General features: G+C 73.5%; 13 protein-coding genes and 2 pseudogenes. 4 read left to right on the forward strand and 11 right to left on the reverse strand.

The features are described from left to right. The 11 genes and pseudogenes from ABWI04_RS37425 to ABWI04_RS37475 all read right to left on the reverse strand — a co-directional run. Nucleotides 1–208, reverse strand: a pseudogene (locus ABWI04_RS37425) (inositol monophosphatase family protein); the annotation flags it as partial. Then, the gene (locus tag ABWI04_RS37430) at nt 205–990 is read right to left on the reverse strand and encodes an HAD family hydrolase (RefSeq protein WP_345173661.1); all 786 of its coding nucleotides are present in this window, start codon (nt 988–990) and stop codon (nt 205–207) included. The pseudogene ABWI04_RS37425 and the gene ABWI04_RS37430, both read right to left, overlap by 4 nt. Then, nucleotides 987–2,120: an ABC transporter ATP-binding protein gene (locus ABWI04_RS37435; protein WP_345173659.1), complete on the reverse strand. Its 1,134-nt coding sequence runs from the start codon at nt 2,118–2,120 to the stop codon at nt 987–989. The genes ABWI04_RS37430 and ABWI04_RS37435 overlap by 4 nt, the downstream gene beginning before the upstream one ends. Nucleotides 2,121–2,122: 2 nt before the next feature. Next, nucleotides 2,123–3,946 carry an ABC transporter permease gene (locus ABWI04_RS37440; RefSeq protein WP_345173657.1) on the reverse strand — a complete coding sequence of 608 codons (1,824 nt, stop codon included), beginning with the start codon at nt 3,944–3,946 and terminating at the stop codon, nt 2,123–2,125. Nucleotides 3,947–4,011: 65 nt separating this feature from the next. Further along, the gene (locus ABWI04_RS37445; RefSeq protein WP_353835337.1) at nt 4,012–5,193 is read right to left on the reverse strand and encodes an ABC transporter substrate-binding protein; all 1,182 of its coding nucleotides are present in this window, start codon (nt 5,191–5,193) and stop codon (nt 4,012–4,014) included. A 69-nt stretch (nt 5,194–5,262) separates the two neighbouring features. After that, nucleotides 5,263–5,922: a DUF47 domain-containing protein gene (locus tag ABWI04_RS37450; protein WP_345173653.1), complete on the reverse strand. Its 660-nt coding sequence runs from the start codon at nt 5,920–5,922 to the stop codon at nt 5,263–5,265. Then, nucleotides 5,919–6,899: an inorganic phosphate transporter gene (locus tag ABWI04_RS37455; RefSeq protein WP_345173651.1), complete on the reverse strand. Its 981-nt coding sequence runs from the start codon at nt 6,897–6,899 to the stop codon at nt 5,919–5,921. Before ABWI04_RS37455 ends, ABWI04_RS37450 begins: the two co-directional genes overlap by 4 nt. Next, the gene (locus ABWI04_RS37460; protein ID WP_353835338.1) at nt 6,896–7,891 is read right to left on the reverse strand and encodes a Gfo/Idh/MocA family protein; all 996 of its coding nucleotides are present in this window, start codon (nt 7,889–7,891) and stop codon (nt 6,896–6,898) included. Before ABWI04_RS37460 ends, ABWI04_RS37455 begins: the two co-directional genes overlap by 4 nt. A gap of 402 nt (nt 7,892–8,293) precedes the next feature. Then, complete coding sequence (locus tag ABWI04_RS37465) at nt 8,294–9,214, reverse strand: LacI family DNA-binding transcriptional regulator (protein ID WP_353835339.1); 921 nt, start codon at nt 9,212–9,214, stop codon at nt 8,294–8,296. Between the two features lie 74 nt (nt 9,215–9,288). After that, complete coding sequence (locus ABWI04_RS37470; RefSeq protein ID WP_353835340.1) at nt 9,289–10,641, reverse strand: phytase; 1,353 nt, start codon at nt 10,639–10,641, stop codon at nt 9,289–9,291. Nucleotides 10,642–10,767: 126 nt separating this feature from the next. Then, on the reverse strand, nt 10,768–11,505 hold the full coding sequence (locus tag ABWI04_RS37475) for a GntR family transcriptional regulator (protein WP_345173643.1): 738 nt from the start codon (nt 11,503–11,505) through the stop codon (nt 10,768–10,770). 164 nt (nt 11,506–11,669) lie between these two features. Between ABWI04_RS37475 and ABWI04_RS37480 the strand changes: the two genes are divergently transcribed. From ABWI04_RS37480 to ABWI04_RS37495, 4 genes and pseudogenes are all read left to right on the forward strand, one after another. Beyond that, the gene (locus ABWI04_RS37480) at nt 11,670–12,551 is read left to right on the forward strand and encodes a TIM barrel protein (protein ID WP_345173641.1); all 882 of its coding nucleotides are present in this window, start codon (nt 11,670–11,672) and stop codon (nt 12,549–12,551) included. After that, nucleotides 12,548–13,507: a 5-dehydro-2-deoxygluconokinase gene (gene iolC, locus ABWI04_RS37485; protein ID WP_353835341.1), complete on the forward strand. Its 960-nt coding sequence runs from the start codon at nt 12,548–12,550 to the stop codon at nt 13,505–13,507. The genes ABWI04_RS37480 and iolC overlap by 4 nt, the downstream gene beginning before the upstream one ends. After that, nucleotides 13,504–14,412: a Cgl0159 family (beta/alpha)8-fold protein gene (locus ABWI04_RS37490; protein WP_353835342.1), complete on the forward strand. Its 909-nt coding sequence runs from the start codon at nt 13,504–13,506 to the stop codon at nt 14,410–14,412. The genes iolC and ABWI04_RS37490 overlap by 4 nt, the downstream gene beginning before the upstream one ends. 145 nt (nt 14,413–14,557) lie before the next feature. Then, nucleotides 14,558–14,769: pseudogene (locus ABWI04_RS37495) on the forward strand (3D-(3,5/4)-trihydroxycyclohexane-1,2-dione acylhydrolase (decyclizing)); the annotation flags it as partial.

The raw sequence follows: 14,769 nt of genomic DNA on the forward strand, positions 1-14,769 counted from the left end.
CGACGCTGCCGGGGGTGTGCTCGGCGAGCACCTGGCGGATCGTCTCCTCCGCCGCCCGGTCGTGCTCGGTGACCGGGTCGTGGATGTCGCGCTTGTGATCGACCTCGGGACGCGACCGGAACGCCGTCCGCAGACGGTCCCCGGTGGCGCGGGCGGCGAGTTCGGCGATCCCGGCGAGCTCCCGCGAGGCGGGGACGTCGACGCTCATCGTTCTCCTTCTGTCGTGGCGGTGAGCAGGTCCAGCAGTCCGTGCCCGTCGTCGACGACGGCGTCGGGGCGGCAGCGGACCTCGTACGGGACGTCATGGGTGCCCTTGGCCACCATCAGCACGTTCCCGCCGACGCCGGCGCGGTGCCCGCACAGGACGTCGCGGTCGAAGTTGTCGCCGACGTACCAGGCGTCCGACGGCTCGACGCCGAGGGCGCGGGTCGCGATCCAGATCATCTCCGGGTTGGGTTTGCGGATGCCGACCTCGTCGCTGTACACCTCCAGGGCGAGCTTGCCCGCCAGCCCCGTCGACGCCGTGTAGTCGCGGTGCACCGCGCCGGACAGCGCGTTGCTGACGACCGCGCAGGGGATGCCGAGCCCGGCGGCGGCGTCGAGCAGTTCGGGGATGCCGGGACGGGTGCGGCGGTCCTGCCGCAGTTCGCCCATTCGCTTGCACAGCGGGGTGGCGTGCGCGACGACGAGCTGCCGCGCGGGCGCGGGCCAGTCGGCCGCCACGTAGTCGCCCCAGAACGCGGCGTGGGTCGTCTCGCGCGGCGCGTACGGGCGGGACATGGCGTCCTTCCAGCACTTGTCCGCGGCCGCGCCCGCCCTGATGTCGGTCTCGATCGCGGCGGCGTCGAGCTCGCGGGAGCCGGCGCCGGTGAGAAGGGCGTGGACCTCCTTGGCCAGAGCGGCCTGCCAGCCGTCCCGCTTGGAGGTCTCGACCAGCACGCCGCCGAAGTCCAGTAGCAGCGCCCGCGGCCGGCGCAGGGGCGCGGTCACAGGGCGGCCTTCTTGACGGGCGCGACGGCGTCGTCCCAGGCGCCCATCCGGGAACCGTCCTCGGCGAACACGTGGAGTCGCCCGGGTCGCGTCCAGCAGTGGAGCCGGTCGCCCGGGGCCGCCTCGGGGTCCTCGTGGGTGACGGCGAACAGGTCGGTGTCCAGGACGCGCAGCTGCACGGTCCAGCTCGACCCGGTCGGCAGGACGGTCTCGACGACCGCCTCGTCCCACCAGGCCGCGTCGGGCACCTCGTCCCGCGACTTCGCCAGCTTCAGCGCCTCGGGACGGACGCCCGCGCACGCGGGCCCGCTCAGCCCGGCGTGCTTCTCCACGAAGCGCAGCAGCGACCCGGCCAGCCCGTCGGGCTCGTCGCCGAGGGGGACGATGTTCATCGGCGGGCTTCCCACGAACTCGGCGACGAACCGGTTGGCGGGCCGCTCGTACATCTCCATCGGCGGCGCCACCTGCTGGAGCTCCCCCTCCGCCATGACGGCGATGTGCGTGGCCATCGTCATGGCCTCCATCTGGTCGTGGGTGACGAACACGACCGTCGCGCCCGTCTCCTCGTGGATGCGCTTCAGCTCCGTCCGCATCTCCAGGCGCAGCCGCGCGTCGAGGTTGGACAGCGGCTCGTCCAGCAGCAGGACGTCGGGGTCGACGGCGAGCATCCGCGCCAGCGCGACGCGCTGCTGCTGGCCGCCGGACAGCTGGGACGGGTACCGGTCCATGCAGTCGGCGACGCGGACCTTCTCCAGGGCCTCCCGCGCGCGGGCCTTGCGGCGCTCCGCCGGGACCCGGCGCATCCGGAGCCCGAACTCGGTGTTGCCGCGGACGGTGAGGTGCGGCCAGAGCGCGTAGTTCTGGAACACCAGTCCCATGTCCCGCTTCTCCGGCGGGACGTAGACGCCGCGCTCGACCGAGTCCAGGACCCGGTCGCCCACGCTGATCTCGCCCAGGGTCGGCTGCTCCAACCCGGCGATCATGCGCAGGGTGGTGGTCTTGCCGCAGCCGGACGGCCCGAGCAGGCAGGTGAAGGACCCGTCCGGAATGACGAGGTCGAGGTCCTTCACCGCGGCGCGGTCGCCGCCGACGTAGTTCTTGACCACTCCGCTGAGGGTGATGGCCGGCATGGTCAACCTCCGATGCCCGAGGCCAGGCTGCTCTTGGTGAGCCGCTGGGCCAGGTAGGTCATGGTGAACGAGAGCAGGGCGATGACGAGCACGACGCCGTTGGCGAGCTGGGTGTAGCCGTAGTCGACGAGCCCGATGGACAGGGTGGTGAGCAGCTGCGTGCCGGACGTGGTCAGCATGATGACGATGCTGAGCTCCTTCAGCCCGGAGATGAACGGCAGGACGACGCCGGTGACGAGCGCGCCCCGCTGGATCGGGATGATGATGCGGACCATCCGGGTCGGCCAGCGCGCCCCGCTGATCTGCGCGGCCTCCTCCGGCTCCCGGCCGAGCTGCATCATCGCCGAGATCCCCGACCGGGACGAGTACGGCAGGTGCGTCACCACCATCACCAGGACGAGCAGCGTGATCGTCCCGTAGAGGGCGGGCACGGGGCCGCGCCGGACGGCGAACAGCGACAGGCACGCGGCGGCGAACGCGATGCCGGGCACCAGGTACGGCAGGAACGACACCTGCCGCAGGAAGGCCGAGACGCGGCTCCCGGCGCCGCGCACCACCACGTAGCCGATGAGGAGCCCGGCGAAGCCGCAGACCAGCGCGGCCAGCCCGACGATCCGCACGCTGTTCCAGGCCGCCTCCCACAGCTCGTTTCCGCGCAGCACGCCGTGCGGGAACCCGACCGCGCCCTCGATGTCGGATCCGAACCAGTACTTCAGCGTGAAGTTGCCGGGGCTGAACACGCCGGGCGTCTTGGTGATGGTGGACAGCAGCAGCGTCAGCACCGGGATGACGACGCTCGCGGCGAACACCGCCATCGCCAGCCCGAACGCGGGCCACCGCCAGCGGCGCAGGTCGCCGCGGCGGTCCATGGCGCCCTTCCCGCCGACGGTGACGAACTTGCGCTGCTCGCGCACCAGCCGGGTGTCGACCACGACGACGAGCACTCCGATGAGCACGATCACGCTGGCGATCGTCGAGGCGACGCCGGTGCTGCGGTCGCGGATCGCGTGGTACAGGCTCGTCGACAGGACGTTGTAGTCGCTCGGCAGCCCGAGGATGTAGGGGGTGCCGAACGTGCCGAGGACGCGCCCGAGGACGAGCAGCACCGCCGACGACAGCGCCGGCAGCATCAGCGGCAGCGTGACGCGGCGCAGGACCGTCCGGCCGCCGGCGCCGAGGATGCGCGCCGAGTCCTCCAGCTGGGAGTCGATGCGGCGCAGCGCGTTGCCGAACAGCAGCAGCACGAAGGGGTAGTAGTGCAGGCCGAGCGTCACGATGATCGGCACCGGCCCGTAGGCCAGCCAGTCGGGGGTGTGGATCCCGGCGCCCTGCAGGTAGCCGACCTGCCCGCCGGACCGCTCGTTCTTGAACAGCGACAGCCACGCCAGCGCGAACGTCCAGGACGGCAGCATGTACGGCACGACCAGGGCGCCGGCCAGGAACTTGCGGCCCGGGACGTTCGTGCGGGTCACGAGCCACGCCATCGACCCGCCGACGGCGAGCGCGAACACGATGACGCCGACCGCGACCGTGAGGGTGTGCAGGAGCGGTTCCCAGAACAGCAGCCTGCTGACCGGGGAGCGGAACACCCGCCACAGGTAGTAGCTCGTCCACGAGCCGGCCCCCTGGCCGGAGCGCGCCTCGTCGCCGTACTGGACGCGGCCGGCGTCCGAGACGACGGAGACGAGCGGGGCGATGACGAGGTAGAGCAGCGCGGCGCTCAGGACGAGGCCGAGCAGCACGGTGGGGTTGCGCAGCAGGACGCGGGACCGGTAGAGCACGCGCCGGCCGCGTGACACGGGCCGTGCGGAGGCGGCGACCGCCATGGGTTCTTCCTCCGGGGTGGAGCCCGGCGGGCCGCTCGTGCGGCCCGCCGGGGGTCGGGCAGTGCTCAGGAGTGGTTGACGCGCCAGAAGTCCTTGATGTCCTGGCGGTTGCGGAAGTCGGCGAGCAGCTTGTCGGAGGAGAACCAGTACAGCTGGGTGTTCCAGTCGGTGAGGCCGGGCGGGTTGTGCGGGCTCACCCCGACCGCGTCGTTGCCGGACACGCCGCCGGAGTGGGCCTCGAGGTCGAAGCCCTCCTTCGACATCGCGAAGTGGACGAACAGCTTGGCGGCGTTGGGGTGCTTGGACTTCGCCGCGATCGTCGCGAACTTGGGGTAGGCGAAGCCCGTCCAGGGGTTCAGGCCCTCGCAGACCTTCATGTTGAAGCCCTTGCCCTCCAGATCGCGGAACTTGGCGATCGAGAACAGCCCGATGGTCGTCCGGGTCTGGTTGGGGGCGCCGACGGCGGTCGCGACGTCCTCGTCCTCGGTGGTCAGCACCGGATCGTTCTTCGCCAGCCGCTTCACCCACTCGTGGGCGGCGTCGTCCTCCCCGGTCTTGAGCTTGCCCTTGCCGAGCTGCTCGTAGGCGGCCGCGAGCTTGTCGGAGCTCCGCTCGGAAAGCTGGGTGAACCACTGGGTGAAGACCTCCTTGCCCAGCGGGTCCTGCATCATGACCTTCCCCTTCCACTGGGGGTCGGTCAGGTCCCAGACGTTCTTCACCGGGCAGCCGCCGGGGTTGAGCTTGGGGTTGTAGGCGAACACGTACGCCTTCGAGATCATCATCAGCGGGTTCCGGTTCTTCTCGCCGATGGTCGCGGCGAGGTCCGGCGGGATCCAGGTGGTGACGATCTTCTGGGGGAGGAGCTGGCCGACGAGCATCGGGCCGTCCTCGAACAGGCTGACGTCGATGGTGACGTTGCCGGCCTGCGCCTCGCGCGTCATCTTCTCCGCGGTCGCGGCGGCCTTGGACTTCTCGCCCTCGGCCTTGATGCCGTACTTCTTCTCGAACGCGGCGGCCATGTCCTTGACGTCGCCGCTGCCGTCGTAGGCGAGGAGGCTGCCCTCCTTCTTCGCGGCGGCGATCAGTGCGTTCAGGTCGAAGGACGCCGCGTCCTCCACGGTCACGGAGGGGAGGGGCTGGTCGGCCCCGGCCTGCCCCTCGCTGGACGGCGCGCACGCGCCCAGCGCCGCCGTGGCGAGGGCGGCGGCGACGGCGGCTCCGGCCCGTGCCCGGCGCCCTCTCATCATGGTGCGGATCATGGTGGGTTCTCTCCTCGCGCTGTGCCCGCAGCCCCGACCTGCGGCTTCATGGTTCGATCAGTGACTGCGTTTGAGCATCGCGTCCGACAACGCGTCGGCCGCCTCGCCGAGCCGCCGCCCCACCGCGTCCAGGCGGTCGAGCAGCTCGCGCCTGCGCAGGACGTCGATGTCCAGCGGTCCGGCGAACAGCCGGGTCAGCGCCGCCTGCCGGGTCTCCCGGACGCGGTTGCCGGCCTTGCGCGCGCCGAGCGCCGCGACGGTGACCGCGGCGGGCTCGGCGAGGACCTTCCGGACGGCGGTGTCGAGGGAGGTCAGCCCCTCCAGCACCGCGTCCAGCGGCGGTACGGCGAAGCCGAGTCCGGGCGGCCCGAACAGGTCGGCTTCGCGGACGAAGTCGCGGAGGTTGTCCAGGACGTCGTCGACGGAGCGGGAGAGCCGGTACAGGTCCTCCCGGTCTATGGGGGTGGCGAGGACGCCGCGCAGCATCGCGGCGAGCGCCGCGCGCTCGGCGTCCCCCGCGTGCTCCAGCTCGGCCATCCGGGCGCGGGCCTCCCCGGAGGGGACCCGCCCGGCGGCCATCTCCCGGGCCAGCTCGGCGCCGTCGCGGACGGCGCGGATCTGCCGGGCGACCTGCCCGACGACCCGGTCTCCGGAGCGTCCTCGCAGGTCGTCCCAGATGAGCCGGACGCGGCGGACGGGCCGGACGGCGGCGCTCACAGGGTCCTCACCGCGACGCCGCCGAGCGTCCCCGCGGCGAACGCGAGCGGCAGCGTGAACAGCCACGCGGCGCCGATGCCGACGACGTTCTGCCAGCGCACCCGGGAGGCGCCCTCGCTGGCGGCGACGCCGACGACCCCGGCGGTGACGGACTGCGTCATGCTGACCGGCGCGCCCGCCAGCGAGCTGGCCGCGACCGACGCGGCCGCCGCCGCCTCCGTGGACACCACGTGCAGCGGCCGGGCCAGCACGAGCCCGCGCCCCAGCCGCTCGCCCACCCGGTGGACGGCGCTCAGCGCGCCGGCGCAGAAGACGACGGCGATCGCGATGAGCACCACCGGGGTCGGCTGGACGGGGCCGACCCCGCCGAGCCGCCGCGTGGACACCACGTGCCGCGCCACGCTGACGACGGCGAGCATCTTCTGCCCGTCGTTGGCGGCGTAGGCGGCGCACTGGGCGGTGTAGGCCAGGACGTGGGCGGTCCGGACGGCTCCGGGCATCCCGGCGAAGGACGGCACGCGCCGCGACGCGAGCCCGAGCCCGAACCCGACGGACGTGCCGACCAATGGGGCGGCGGCGCCGACGGCCAGGACGAGGCCGAGCCCGCCCCAGGCCACGTCGAGGCCCATGCCGAGTCCGGCGCCGCCGATGCCGCCGACGATCGCCAGCGTCAGGCTGGTCGGCAGGCCGCGCCTGGTGAGCCCGGCGACGACGGCGAGCGCGACGGTCACGCCGAGCAGGAAGGCGAGCGCGCCGCGCCGGTCGCCGAGGTCGGTGAGGCCCTCGGTGAACGTCCGCGCGACCGTGACGGTCACCTGCGGGACCAGGACGAGGGGCACGAGCACCAGCGCGGTCAGCAGCAGCCCGGACGAGCGGGGGTAGCGCCCGCTGAGGCCGAGCAGGGCCGCGCCGTCGTTGACGCCGGTCACCCAGACGAAGGCGAGCGCGACCGCGCCGAACGCCGCCGCCCAGATCATCGGAGCTCCGCGAGCGGGACGCGGCGGCCCTCGCGCAGCGAGAGCGTGGCGGCCTCGGCGACGAGGAACGCCTCCAGCGCGTCGTCGACCGTGCAGGGGCTGTCCGCGCGGCCCCTGGCCATTTCCAGGAACGTTCCAATTTCGTTCGCGTAGGCGGGTTCGAAGCGTTCCTGGAAGTCCGTCCACGGATCGCCGGGCGGCCAGTCCACCCCGGGCTCGGCCGACCGGAGCGGGGCGCGCTCGTCGAGCCCGACCACCCAGGTGCCGGCGGTGCCCGACAGTTCCATGCGCACGTCGTATCCGGCGCCGTTGTACCGCGAGCCCTGCATCGTGGCGAGCGTCCCGTCGTCCATGACCAGGACGGCGGCGCTGGTGTCCACGTCCCCGGCGGCCGAGAAGTAGGCGTCGCCGCGGTTGGCGCCGACGGCGGTGACCGAGTCGACCTCCCGGCCGGTGACCCAGCGCAGGACGTCGAAGTCGTGGATGTGGCAGTCGCGGAAGATCCCGCCGGACGAGCGGACGTACTCGGCCGGCGGCGGCGCCGGGTCGGCCGTGATCAGGTGGACGCGGTGGAGCGTTCCCAGCCGCCCGTCGAGGACGGCCTGCCGCGCCGCCGCGTACCCGGCGTCGAACCGGCGCTGGAAGCCCACGTGCACGGGCACCCCCGTCTTGGCGGCGCGGTCGCGGACCTCCAGCGTCGTGCGCAGGTCGGGCGCGACCGGCTTCTCGCAGAAGGCGGGGACGCCCGCGTCGCAGGCGCGGACGAGCAGCTCGGCGTGCGTGGACGTCGGCGTGGCGATGACGACCGCGTCGAGCCCGGCGGTGAGCACCGTCTCCGGGTCCCCGGCCGTGGCGCCGATCGGGCCGGCCAGCGCCGCGGCGCGGCGCACGTCGGCGTCTCCGATCAGCAGGGTGTCGACCTGGGGATGGCCGCCCAGGAACCGGGCGTGCGACGCCCCGATCCGCCCCGCGCCCAACAGTCCGACCCGCATGGTGCCTCCCATGGCTGTCCGATCGGATGGCGAGTTCATCTGATGGACCGGCGGCGGACACCGGTTGTTCATCTGCTCGTCATCTTCGTGTGGCTTGGGGCACATTTGTAGCCCGCGCCGGAAGGGCAGTCAAGACTTTGTTCTTACATCTTGACGTTCTGACTTGGACTGGAGTCTTCCCCGGGCCGGCCGTGGCCGTGCGGAGCTGCGGGAACGGCGGGACAAGGCTCGGCTCCGCCCGGCCGCGTCCGGCCAGAGGCGTGCGCGAGCCCTCACGCACGGCGTGATCGCGTGCCTCGGGCGCGGCGGATCCACGTGCCGCGGGCATGGCTGAAGGGCGTGCCGCGGATCCGGCCGGAGCCGAGAGGGCACGCCTTCAGGGCGTCGCTTCCGGGGCCCGGGCTACCGGGTGGTGCCGCGCTCGTCGAGGACGGGCGGGACGGTGACGCGCCGGGTCTCCGCCTGCGCGCCGTCCCCGATCCGGTCCAGCAGGATCGCGGCGGCCGCGCGGCCCATCTCCGCGGCCGGCGAGGCGATCGTCGTCACCCCCGCGGCCCGCGCCCCCGGCGGATCGCCGTGGACGATCAGTGAGACGTCGTCCGGCACGCGCCTCCCGGCGCGCAGCAGCGCGGCGAGCGCGGCGACGCCCGTCGTGTCGCCGAGCGCGAGGACGGCCGTCGGCGGCCCAGGCGGACGCCACAGCTCGTCCGGACGGGCGACGACGGCGCCGGCCGGGCACGCGCGGCGCAGGGGCGAGGGGCGGGGACCGAGGTCCAGGCAGGCGACGCGGTGGTGGCCGAGGTCCGCCAGGCGCCCGAGCGCCCGCCCGACGGCCGCGGCTCCGTCACCGGTCACGCAGTCGACGCGGTCGGAGCGGACGGAGCGCCCGACCACGGTCACGGCGCATCCGGCGGCGGCGCGCTCGATGTCGGCGGCAGGCAGCCTGGGCCCCGCCAGGACGACGCCGTCCGGGCGCAGGTCGAGCAGGTCGTCCAGGGCGGCCCGCTCGCGCGCCGGGCCGCCGCGCCCGGTGGCCAGCAGCAGGCGGACGCCGCGCCGGGCGGCCTCGTCGGCGAGCCCGTCGTAGACCGCGCCGTACCAGGGATCGCGGAGGTCGGAGAGGAGCACGCCGATCATGCCCGTCCGGCCGGCCGCGAGGCTCCGCGCCATCATGTTGGGCCGGTAGCCGAGTTCCCGGGCCGCCCGGAGCACCGCCTCGCGGCGCTCCCTGCCGACCTTGGGGGAGCCGCGCATCACCAGCGACACGAGCGCGCGCGACACTCCGGCTCGCGCTGCCACGTCCTCCAGGGTCGGGTGGGTCATGCGGTGTTCTCCCGGGTACGGCGAGTCGCCGCCATGAAGGGCATGGCGGCGACTCGCGTCGGTGTGGTTCGCTGCTAGCCGCGCGGGTCCCAGTCGCCGGGCGTGACGTCCAGGTCGAGCGGGTCCGCCACATCCTCCCAGTCCACCAGCTTGAAGTTGGTGTTCTCCCGGACCTCGCCGGTCCCGTCGGTGACCGTGGGGGTGTTGACGCCGTCGTGGACGACGAGGAGGCCGTTGTCGAAGCCGCCGACGGGGGCGCTGGTCACCATGGCCCCGTCGCAGACCTCCGACCCGTCGACCGTCGGTCCGGCGGCGACGCGGAAGTGGCCGAGGTACTGGCGCGGGTCCTGGCGGTCGTAGACCACGAAGGTGTCGTCCCCCTGGCTGGAGGCGAGCAGGTAGCCCTCGCCGTCGTCCTGCCGGTAGATGGACAGGCCCTCGGCGTCGGCGGTGAGGTGCGTGCCTCCGACGCCGGGGTCGGGCCCGCTCGGGGCGCACTCCTCGGTCTCGGGGTCGTAGGCGGCGGGGACGCCGTACTCCCGGACCTTGTCGACGAGCTGCGGCGAGCCGCTGCCGAGCGGGATGCGCCAGATGCCGACGTCCTCCTGGGCGGCGAAGAGCACCCCGTTCTCGGGGTCGGCGACCATGCCCTCGACCTGCGGTCCCTCGCCGGGGTCCTCGCAGGGAGCCCAGGTGCCGCCGCCCGGCAGGGCGAACGAGGTGGGCAGGTCGACGTCGCGGACGTGCCGGTAGGTGACGGTGCCCGCGGCGGTGGCCTCCAGCCGGACGGTGCCGATCCGGGAGGTGTGCCGGCGGCTGAGCGCGACGTAGGAGGCGCCGCGGGAGTCCTTCCAGGACGCCAGCCCGTACGCCGTCGCCTGCTCGTTGATCTCGTCGAGGGAGGAGGAGAAGACGGGCGGGGCCGCGGGGTCGGTGACGTCGGTGAGCGGGGGCCGGTGGGCCTCGGCCTTCGCGGGGTCGATCGTGTAGGTGCGGACGGTGTCGCGGCCGCGGTCGGACACGACGGCCAGGTCGACCTTGCGGCGGCCGAGCTGGAAGCCGTAGATCAGGTCGACGTTGTTGAACCGTCCGGGCTCGTCGCCGGGCCGGGGCGGGGTGGGGGCGGCGAGCCGCTGGATCTGCCGGCCGGCGGCGTCGTACACCGCGAGGCCGCCCTGCTTCAGGGTCGCGACGATCAGGTCGCCGTCGCGGTCGTCCGGGTGGCTCCAGATCGCCGGGTCGTCGGCGTTGGCGTTGCCGCCCGCGTCGTCGTCGAGGTTCGCGGGCGTCTCCAGCGCGGCGCGGACCTGGGCGAGCTCGTCGCCGTCGGCGACCGCGGGGACCGCGGACAGGAAGGCCGCGGCGAGCGCGGCGGTCGTCGCCGCGGCCGCCAGGCGGGCGCCCTGGGGGGTGGGTCGCAACTGCATCGGGTTCCTCCTGATGCGTGGGGGATGCCTGAACGGTAGGCATTAGAGCGCTCTAATTCAATAGAGCGCTCTAATTGATCAAGAGATTTTCACCGGCCGTTCGCCGGACGGGCCCCGGCGGGCCGGCTAGCGCTCGACGAGGGTGAGGGCGAAGGAGTACCGGTCGGCGCGGTAGACGTGGCAGCCGTACTCGATCGCGCCGCCCTTGTCGTCGTAGGCGGTGCGGGTCATGGTCAGCAGCGGGACGCCGCGCCGCTCGTCCAGCAGCCGGGCCTCGGCCGCCGTCGCGCCGCGGGCGCCGATCGTCTGGTTCGCGATGCGCAGGTTGATGCCGGTCGCGCGCAGCAGTTCGTACAGGCCGTGCTCGGCGAGGTCGGCCTCGCCGATCCTGAGCAGGTCGAGCGGCAGGTAGTTGGTGAGCAGGGCGAGCGGCTCGTCGCCGGTGAACCGGATGCGGCGCATCCGGGTGACCTCGGCGCCGGGCGGGACGCCGAGCTCCTTGGCCACCTGGTCCTCGGCGGGGACGGTGCCGAGCTCCAGCACCTCGGTGCGCGGCTCGCGCCCGGCCGCGGCCAGGTCGTCGTGCAGGCTGGTCAGCTCGATCGGGCGGCGGATCTCCGACTGCACCACCTGCGTGCCGACGCCGCGCTTGCGCACCAGCAGCCCCCGGTCCACCAGGTGCTGGATCGCCTGCCGGACGGTCGGGCGCGACAGCCCGCACCGGTCGGCCAGCTCGACCTCGTTCTCCAGGCGGGTGCCCGGGGACAGCTCGCCCTCCCGTATCGCCGCCTCCAACTGCTGCGCGAGCTGGTAGTACAGCGGGACGGGGCTGCTGCGGTCCACGGTCACGCGCGGTCGGTACACCCGGCGCCTCCTCTCGTCCCCACGATCGTACCCGCCGCCGTCGGTTAGCTTATTACCTCATAATGTCATAACAAACTATTGACATACCTTCCCGGCTTTCAGCAGACTCGGCGAGGCCGATGCCGAGCACGGAACCGGGCCCGTCCCAGGGAGATGGTGAGCCAATGATCAACGACCGCGTCGCGGGAGCCCCGATCTCGTGGGGGGTGTGCGAGGTGCCCGGCTGGGGGCACCAGATGGACCCCGGGCGGGTGCTGGGGGAGATGCGCGATCTCGGGCTGGCCGCCACGGAGTTCGGGCCGGACGGCTTCCTGCCCGCCGGGGCCGGGGAGCGCGCCGCCCTGCTGGCCGAGTACGGGCTCCGCGCGGTGGGCGGCTTCGCGCCCGTCGTGCTGCACGACCCGGACCGCGACCCGCTGCCCGAGATCCGGCGGGTCCTGGCCGGCTTTGACGTGGAACGCTCCAAGTCGGAACTGACGCTGGTGCTGGCCGCCGTCCACGGGCTGGAGGGCTACGACGAGCGTCCTCCCCTCGACGCCGCCGGGTGGACGGCGCTGCTGACCAACCTCGACCGGATCGCCTCGCTGGCCGCGGAGGCCGGCGTGCGGGCCGTGCTCCACCCGCATGTCGGGACCATGGTGGAACGATCCAACGAGGTCCGGCGCGTCCTCGACGGGTCGGGCGTCCCCCTGTGCCTGGACACCGGCCACCTGCTGATCGGCGGCACCGACCCGGTGGAGCTGGCGGCGGGCGCCGCCGAGCGGATCGCGCACGTGCACCTCAAGGACGTCGACGCCGCGCTCGCCGAGAGCGTGCGGCACGGCCGCACGCCCTACACCGAGGCCGTCCGCGCCGGCCTCTACCGCCCGCTCGGCGCGGGGGACGTCGACATCGCCGCGATCGTCGGCTCTCTCGAAGGCGCCGGATACGACGGCTGGTACGTCCTGGAGCAGGACACCGTCCTGGACCGCGAACCCGCCCCCGGCGCCGGGCCGCTGGACGACGTCCGCGCCTGCGCCGAGTTCCTCGCCGGGATCGGCTCATGAGCGGCGCCGCGTCCTTCGACGTCGTCACCATGGGCCGCGTCGGCGTCGACCTCTACCCGCTCACCTCCGGGGTCGGGCTGGACGAGGTCGAGACGTTCGCGCGGTTCCTCGGCGGCAGCGCCACCAACGTCGCGGTCGCCGCCGCCCGGCACGGCCGCCGCACCGCCGTGATCACCCGGACCGGCGCCGACCCGTTCGGCCGCTTCGTCCGCCGGGCGCTCGCCGAGTACGGCGTCGACGACCGGTACGTCTCCGACGTCCCCGGCCTGCCGACCCCGGTGACCTTCTGCGAGCTGTTCCCGCCCGACGACTTCCCGCTGTACTTCTACCGCTTCCCGAAGGCTCCCGACCTGGAGATCCGGGCGGACGAGCTGGACCGGTCCGCGATCGAGGGCGCCGGGGTGCTGTGGGTCACGATGACGGGGCTGTGCGCCGAACCGTCCCGGACGGCGACGCTGGCCGCGCTCGGCGCCCGCCGCCGCGACTCCCTCACCGTCCTCGACCTCGACCACCGGCCCATGTTCTGGGAGTCGCGGGACGAGGCGCGGCGCTGGGCGGGCGAGGCCCTCGAACACGCCACCGTCGCGGTCGGCAACATCGCCGAATGCGAGGTGGCCGTGGGGGAGGCCGACCCTCTCCTCGCGGCCCGCGCGCTGCTCGACCGGGGCGTCCGGCTCGCCGTCGTCAAGCGCGGTCCGGACGGCGTCCTCGCCGTCGACGCCGAGGGCCGCACCGCCGAGGCGCCGCCGGTGCCGGTCGAGGTCGTCAACGGCCTCGGCGCGGGCGACGCGTTCGGCGGGGCGCTCTGCCACGGGCTGCTGTCCGGCTGGGACCTGCCGCGCGTCCTGGGCTTCGCCAACGCGGCCGGCGCGATCGTCGCGTCCCGGCTGGCGTGCTCGGCGGCGATGCCCACGACGGACGAGGTGCTGGCACTGACCGAGCAGGTGGCCGCATGACGATCGACCTTCCGGTGCCGCCCGCCGACGCGCGGGCGGAGCGGATCGCGGGTCTGACCGAGACGCGGGTGACGCGTCCGGAGGCGGTCGCCGAGGCGGCGGAGCGCAGGACCAGGCAGGACTCGCTGGTCGGGGAGTCGGGGCGGTTGATGCTGCTGGCCGCCGATCATCCGGCGCGCGGCGCCCTGGCGGCCGGTGGCGATCCACTGGCGATGGGCGATCGGGGAGAGCTGCTGGACCGGTTGTGCGTCGCCTTGGAGCGGCCGGGTGTGGACGGCGTGATGGGCACGGCGGATGTGATCGAGGATCTGCTGCTGCTGGGCGTGCTGGAGGGCAAGGTCGTGATCGGTTCGATGAACCGGGGCGGCCTGGTGGGTTCGGCGTTCGAGATCGATGACCGCTTCACGGCCTACAGCGCGGCTGCGATCGCGGCGTCGGGGCTGGACGGCGGCAAGATGCTGGTGCGGGTGGACGATGACGACCCGGCGACCGTGCGCACGTTGGAGGCGTGTGCTCGGGCGGTGTCGGAGCTTGCCGAGCGTGGGCTGATGGCGATGGTGGAGCCGTTCATCTCCCGGCGGGTGGACGGGCGGGTCCGCAATGACCTGTCGCCGGAGGCGATGACGCGTGCGGTCGCGATCGCGTCGGGGTTGGGGACGACGTCGGCGTACACGTGGCTGAAGGTGCCGGTGGTGGCGGACATGGAGCGGGTGATGGCCGCGTCCACGCTGCCCGCGCTGCTGCTGGGCGGGGAGGTCGCCGCCGATCCCGTCGCCGCGCGGGAGGGCTGGCGCCGTGCCCTGCGTCTTCCCACGGTCCGGGGCCTGGTGGTCGGCCGTTCCCTGCTGTACCCACCGGACGGGGACGTCGCCGGAGCCGTGGACGCCGCGGTGGAACTCCTGTGAACGAGGTATCGAGGGGAGTGCCGGGTGACGGCCGGCACTCCCCGCACGCGCCGGCCGGGACGGCGCGTATCCGGAAGAGCCGGGAGGGGCAGCCAGCGGAGCCGCGGCTGCCGTCGCCCCCGGCACGCGGTGTGGAGGAGCGGTCATGAGATTGACGGTGGCGCAGGCGCTGGTGCGTTTCCTGTCGGTGCAGTTCAGCGAGCGGGATGGTGTGGAGCGGCGGTTCTTCGCGGGGTGTTTCGGGATTTTCGGGCATGGCAATGTGGCCGGGATGGGGCAGGCGCTGCTGGAGTCCGGTGGTGGGCTGCCGTATTTCATGGCGCGTAACGAGCAGGCGATGGTGCATGCGGCGGCGGG

This window comes from Actinomadura sp. NPDC000929 (genome assembly GCF_040492065.1).
Classification (GTDB): Bacteria; Actinomycetota; Actinomycetes; order Streptosporangiales; family Streptosporangiaceae; genus Spirillospora; species Spirillospora verrucosospora.

What these genes read in the sequence shown, in the direction of transcription:
- ABWI04_RS37435 (WP_345173659.1), bottom strand. Translation starts at nt 2,120, where the DNA reads ATGCCGGCCATCACCCTCAGCGGAGTGGTCAAGAACTACGTCGGCGGC.
- ABWI04_RS37440 (WP_345173657.1), bottom strand. Translation starts at nt 3,946, where the DNA reads ATGGCGGTCGCCGCCTCCGCACGGCCCGTGTCACGCGGCCGGCGCGTG.
- ABWI04_RS37445 (WP_353835337.1), bottom strand. Translation starts at nt 5,193, where the DNA reads ATGATGAGAGGGCGCCGGGCACGGGCCGGAGCCGCCGTCGCCGCCGCC.
- ABWI04_RS37455 (WP_345173651.1), bottom strand. Translation starts at nt 6,899, where the DNA reads ATGATCTGGGCGGCGGCGTTCGGCGCGGTCGCGCTCGCCTTCGTCTGG.
- ABWI04_RS37460 (WP_353835338.1), bottom strand. Translation starts at nt 7,891, where the DNA reads ATGCGGGTCGGACTGTTGGGCGCGGGGCGGATCGGGGCGTCGCACGCC.
- ABWI04_RS37465 (WP_353835339.1), bottom strand. Translation starts at nt 9,214, where the DNA reads ATGACCCACCCGACCCTGGAGGACGTGGCAGCGCGAGCCGGAGTGTCG.
- ABWI04_RS37470 (WP_353835340.1), bottom strand. Translation starts at nt 10,641, where the DNA reads ATGCAGTTGCGACCCACCCCCCAGGGCGCCCGCCTGGCGGCCGCGGCG.
- ABWI04_RS37480 (WP_345173641.1), top strand. Translation starts at nt 11,670, where the DNA reads ATGATCAACGACCGCGTCGCGGGAGCCCCGATCTCGTGGGGGGTGTGC.
- iolC (WP_353835341.1), top strand. Translation starts at nt 12,548, where the DNA reads ATGAGCGGCGCCGCGTCCTTCGACGTCGTCACCATGGGCCGCGTCGGC.
- ABWI04_RS37490 (WP_353835342.1), top strand. Translation starts at nt 13,504, where the DNA reads ATGACGATCGACCTTCCGGTGCCGCCCGCCGACGCGCGGGCGGAGCGG.